Here is a 4234-nt window from a genome sequence, read left to right as displayed (position 1 = left end):
TAAGTAAAGATATCTTTACTTTTGAAGGTGGATCCTATGGGTGTGAAAAATAAAATCAAAGAATTAAGAAAGCAAAATCATATAACGCAAGTTGAAATGGCAAAGGCGATGCAGGTGACGCGGCAGACAATCGTGGCGATTGAAAACCATCATTATAACCCGAGTCTAGAGTTATCCTTAAAAATCGCCAAGTATTTTGGAGTGAAGGTGGAGGAAATATTTACGCTGGAGTAAGGGGAGGAAAAATGAACGATACTAAAAAGTTATTTATAGGTGTGACTTTTGGATTGTTTTTAGGAGACATTATAGTTCATATTATGAATCCGGCTATACCAATTTTACCGCTCGTAGTGAGTAACGTTTTAGCAATTGTATTTTTGATAGTGTATGTGTATTACAAAAAGCGTAAGTACAAAAAAGAAGAACTTCCCGATATAGATGAGCGAGTAATTGAAAATATAAAAAAACATGTAAACGTCTCATTTGTATTCGCATTTCTGTTGCTTATTGTTTATATTGTTGCGAGTAAAGCAATAGGCAGGGCTGTTATACCAGTGCAAGAGATATTTATAATATGTAGTTCCTTATTTGCAGGTAGTCTCATTATAGGAGTTATGGTAGGAAAACGAGCATAGCGATAGGGGGAATAAAAAATGCAGGATGAGTTTGAGAGATTTCAGTCAGATAAAGCGTTTAAATATGTAGGGTTATTTTTTACGATTAGTTTAGCGATATGGAGTTTATATAATTTAATTGTTGATGGAAATGCTGGTATGCCGTTTGTTTTATTTGTACTAGGGCAGTGGGTATATTTTCTTGTGAACTATTGGCCGAAGTGGAAATATAGAAATCGAAAAGAGGCTGATCATGTATGAGTAAGAGAGAGGTCATGAGATTCGTAGGGAGTTTGCTTGTAGCAGGAATTCTTTTAAATACGAGTTTAATGATTTTAAGTATTTCGTGGGGAACTATTTTTATATCGAATGTAGCGCTAGTCATTTTATATGGAATTTCGGAATATAAAGAGCAGAAGCGTTTGAAAGAAGAGGGAGTACCATTGATTGATGAGCGAGTTGTGAACAAGATGAAGTCATATTTTACGATTTGTATTACAAGCTTCGTTTTCTTGTTTATTATGTATCTTTGTGTAAATAAGTATTTAGATAGGCAAGCAGTACATGTAACTGAGCTATTATATATTGCTATTTTTGGTTTATTAATAAGTATCGCATCAACGAGCGTATTAGCAACAAGGGATAATAGATAGAAAAAGGGGAACTGGGATGGGATTACCGGTGTTATGTGTCGCTACAGCTATATTTGCGCTTCTTTGGGGAATGCAAAATTTTTCTCGTAATCCAGTGCCGAGTATTTGTATTATGATTGGTACTGTAGGTTTATCGTATTATTTATTATTATTAGCCCATTATCATAAAACGGCAACGAGTGTTGTTGTTGGAGCACTTATTTTATTTTGTGGGCGCGCCATACAAAAGGGGTTATTTCCATAAAAGCTGTTTATACACTTTGTATAAACAGCTTTTTGTATTTTTTTTACAAAATGCTTGAAAGTGACGTAACGTCATCTTTTATAATGAGGGGGAAGAGGTGATGGTAGTGATTTCAATACAAGAATTGACGAGGGAAACAGGGGTTACAGTACGTACACTACGTTATTATGATCAAATAGATTTATTAAAGCCGAGCGGAAAAACAGAGGGTGGACATCGGTTATATAGTGAAGCTGACGTTATTCGTTTGCAACAAATTTTATTTTTAAAAGAAATGGGATTTTCATTAAAAGAAGTTGCGAATATGTTAGTAAAAGGTGAGCTGGATTTGAAAAAATCACTTGAAAACCAACTTCGATTTGTACAAGAAGAGCAAAAGAAGTTCAATCGAATGGAGCGTGTTTTACAAGCGGTTGTTTATTCGGTAGATGTAGAGGGAGAACTTGATTGGAAAGTTATGTTTGAACTTATTCAGCTTTCAAAACAGTCTCCTCGTATACGTGAAATATTTCAAAATGAAGTATTTTCAAAGGAAGAACAAAAGTTGCTTCATAATTTGCCGAATATGAGTGAGGAAGATCCGAATGTTTTAGAATGGGTAGATTTATTAAAGCAATTACGTATTTTTATGAAAGAGGATAAAGAAGCCGCTAGTGATGAGGTACAAAGGGCAATGAAGAGATTAATGCAGAAGTGTTTAGAAATGGCTAATGGTGACGAAGCGTTTTTAGATAAGTTGTGGGAAGTTAGAAAATCAAAGGAAGATTCACAGAAAATGAGCATGTATCCAATTGAAGAAGAGTTTTTATTATATATGGATAAAGCTTTTCGTATTTATGATGAAAGGGAGAAGGATAAATGAGCATACTCGCAGAATATCGTTGGTATTTTTTAATTGGGGCAGAGATTATATTTTGGTTATCGGCTATCGGTTTCTTTTTACTCCGTTACGGATTTCGTTTGAAGAAGGCGAGCTTTATTATGGGGATTGTACTCCTCGTAAATGAAGTGTTTATTTTAACATTAGGGGCAGTGGACTATTATCAAACAGGAAAGTTCTCTAATTTTCAAATTATTACTGTAATTATTTTATTGTATGCAGTTTTCTATGGGAAAAAGGATTTGAAGAAGCTTGATATATTTGCGCAAAAGCTAGTTGCGAAATGGCGTAATGAACCAGCGCCTATTATTGAAGAACAGATAGAATTAACAGGTATGGCCTATGCAAAGCAGGAAATAAAAAATTGGGTATTACATCTTGTTTTATTCGTTGGTGTGCACATATTCTTTTTCTTCGCGTATGGATTTATTCCATTTGAACAATGGGGTAATTGGTTAGAATCGGGAATCGTTTTAAATAAAGCTGCAAGTCGCGTGAGCCAAGTGTGGGCGATTATATTTTTAGTTGATACAGCGATTTCATTTTCATATGTGTTTTTTCCGAAGAAGGAGAAAGGAAAAGAAAAGCTACTTTCATAGTTGAAAGTAGCTTTTGGGTATACAAATAATTTTTATAGGAGAGGATGACAATAGGAAAAAGAATCAGTTGTATATGTCTATTTCTTTTTACTTTAGTAGCATGTTCACCATCTAACACTACAATTGATAAGAAGAACGATGTCATTGTAAAGGGAACCAGGATTTCCAATCTAGATAAATTTGAAAAGTTCGTTTTGAATGTCGAGCAAAGGGAAGTTGATAAAATAAGAATTGTGCAGTATACCCTTGAAGGGGACCCGATTTTTCAAACGTTAGAGTATAGTGGGAACGATATATTTTATGTGTCAGATAATAGAAAAGACAAATTTGCCGGGAAGGATAAAGGGTTACATAAAGATAGTTGTAAAAGTATTGTTAAAGACCAGCGCGAATCAGGAATCACTTATAGGCTAATAGATTGTACGAATGAAGCTGGGCGCAATGGATATGACTTAGTATATGTACCTAAAAAATAGAGTTAGTAGAGGAAGGAAGTATTTACTCCTTCCTTTTTCTATGTGTATATTGTCGAAAATTTTACCGAATATCTGTTCGTTTTTTTAGGTTTTTTATAGGCATTCGTGGTAAAATAATAATACAGATTTTTATGAGGAGGTCGGATTTTACTTGGAACATCAATTTGAAATTATATCAGCGTATTCCCCGCAAGGTGATCAGCCGGTAGCTATAGAGAAGCTTGTAGAGGGAATTAATAGTGGAAAGAAAAAGCAAGTGTTGCTTGGAGCGACAGGAACGGGTAAGACATTTACGATTTCAAATGTCATTAAAGAAGTGCAAAAGCCAACACTTGTTATGGCTCACAATAAAACGTTAGCAGGACAGTTATATAGTGAGTTGAAAGACTTTTTCCCGAATAATGCAGTTGAGTATTTTGTTAGTTATTACGATTATTATCAGCCAGAAGCGTATGTACCACAAACAGATACGTTTATTGAAAAGGACGCGCAGATTAATGATGAAATTGATAAATTGCGTCACTCAGCAACGTCTGCATTATTTGAACGGGACGATGTAATTATCGTTGCGAGTGTTTCGTGTATATATGGTTTAGGTTCTCCTGAAGAATACCGCGAGTTAGTTGTATCACTTCGAGTTGGTATGGAGAAGGACCGCAATCAATTGCTTCGTGAACTTGTTGATGTACAGTATGGACGTAATGATATTGATTTCAAGCGTGGTACATTCCGTGTGCGCGGAGATGTAGTTGAAATCTTCCCAGCATC

8 protein-coding genes and 1 pseudogene are annotated in these 4234 nt (G+C 35.0%); all 9 read left to right on the top strand.

Features of this window, described 5'->3' with window-relative positions; all coding sequences use genetic code 11:
• Positions 1–36 precede the first annotated feature (36 nt).
• Positions 37–234 (top strand): helix-turn-helix transcriptional regulator, encoded by a 198-nt coding sequence (locus tag MR170_RS29855; protein WP_000538364.1) that lies wholly within the window; start codon positions 37–39, stop codon positions 232–234.
• Positions 235–245: 11 nt separating this feature from the next.
• Positions 246–635 (top strand): hypothetical protein, encoded by a 390-nt coding sequence (locus tag MR170_RS29850; RefSeq protein WP_016079742.1) that lies wholly within the window; start codon positions 246–248, stop codon positions 633–635.
• Between the two features lie 18 nt (positions 636–653).
• Entirely contained in the window at positions 654–875 is a 222-nt protein-coding gene (locus tag MR170_RS29845) for a hypothetical protein (RefSeq protein ID WP_001150199.1), read from the top strand.
• Positions 872–1267 (top strand): hypothetical protein, encoded by a 396-nt coding sequence (locus tag MR170_RS29840; protein ID WP_016079743.1) that lies wholly within the window; start codon positions 872–874, stop codon positions 1265–1267. Before MR170_RS29845 ends, MR170_RS29840 begins: the two co-directional genes overlap by 4 nt.
• A gap of 16 nt (positions 1268–1283) precedes the next feature.
• On the top strand, positions 1284–1511 hold the full coding sequence (locus MR170_RS29835) for a hypothetical protein (RefSeq protein ID WP_000524131.1): 228 nt from the start codon (positions 1284–1286) through the stop codon (positions 1509–1511).
• 100 nt (positions 1512–1611) lie between these two features.
• Positions 1612–2373: a MerR family transcriptional regulator gene (locus tag MR170_RS29830; protein WP_242310492.1), complete on the top strand. Its 762-nt coding sequence runs from the start codon at positions 1612–1614 to the stop codon at positions 2371–2373.
• Complete coding sequence (locus tag MR170_RS29825) at positions 2370–2990, top strand: hypothetical protein (RefSeq protein WP_016079745.1); 621 nt, start codon at positions 2370–2372, stop codon at positions 2988–2990. The genes MR170_RS29830 and MR170_RS29825 overlap by 4 nt, the downstream gene beginning before the upstream one ends.
• A 44-nt stretch (positions 2991–3034) precedes the next feature.
• Entirely contained in the window at positions 3035–3466 is a 432-nt protein-coding gene (locus tag MR170_RS29820; protein WP_016079746.1) for a DUF4362 domain-containing protein, read from the top strand.
• Between the two features lie 151 nt (positions 3467–3617).
• A pseudogene (gene uvrB / locus MR170_RS29815) lies at positions 3618–4234 on the top strand (excinuclease ABC subunit B); the annotation flags it as partial.

Source organism: Bacillus cereus group sp. BfR-BA-01524, from assembly GCF_022662595.1.
Lineage (GTDB): Bacteria > Bacillota > Bacilli > Bacillales > Bacillaceae_G > Bacillus_A > Bacillus_A thuringiensis_S.
Note: the sequence above shows the minus strand (reverse complement) of the source record. Positions and strands in the feature narration are given on the sequence as shown.

Bases quoted from the DNA above. Each gene is read 5' to 3' on its own strand.
- MR170_RS29825 (WP_016079745.1), top strand. From the start codon at position 2,370: ATGAGCATACTCGCAGAATATCGTTGGTATTTTTTAATTGGGGCAGAG.
- MR170_RS29840 (WP_016079743.1), top strand. From the start codon at position 872: ATGAGTAAGAGAGAGGTCATGAGATTCGTAGGGAGTTTGCTTGTAGCA.
- MR170_RS29855 (WP_000538364.1), top strand. From the start codon at position 37: ATGGGTGTGAAAAATAAAATCAAAGAATTAAGAAAGCAAAATCATATA.
- MR170_RS29835 (WP_000524131.1), top strand. From the start codon at position 1,284: ATGGGATTACCGGTGTTATGTGTCGCTACAGCTATATTTGCGCTTCTT.
- MR170_RS29845 (WP_001150199.1), top strand. From the start codon at position 654: ATGCAGGATGAGTTTGAGAGATTTCAGTCAGATAAAGCGTTTAAATAT.
- MR170_RS29820 (WP_016079746.1), top strand. From the start codon at position 3,035: ATGACAATAGGAAAAAGAATCAGTTGTATATGTCTATTTCTTTTTACT.
- MR170_RS29850 (WP_016079742.1), top strand. From the start codon at position 246: ATGAACGATACTAAAAAGTTATTTATAGGTGTGACTTTTGGATTGTTT.
- MR170_RS29830 (WP_242310492.1), top strand. From the start codon at position 1,612: ATGGTAGTGATTTCAATACAAGAATTGACGAGGGAAACAGGGGTTACA.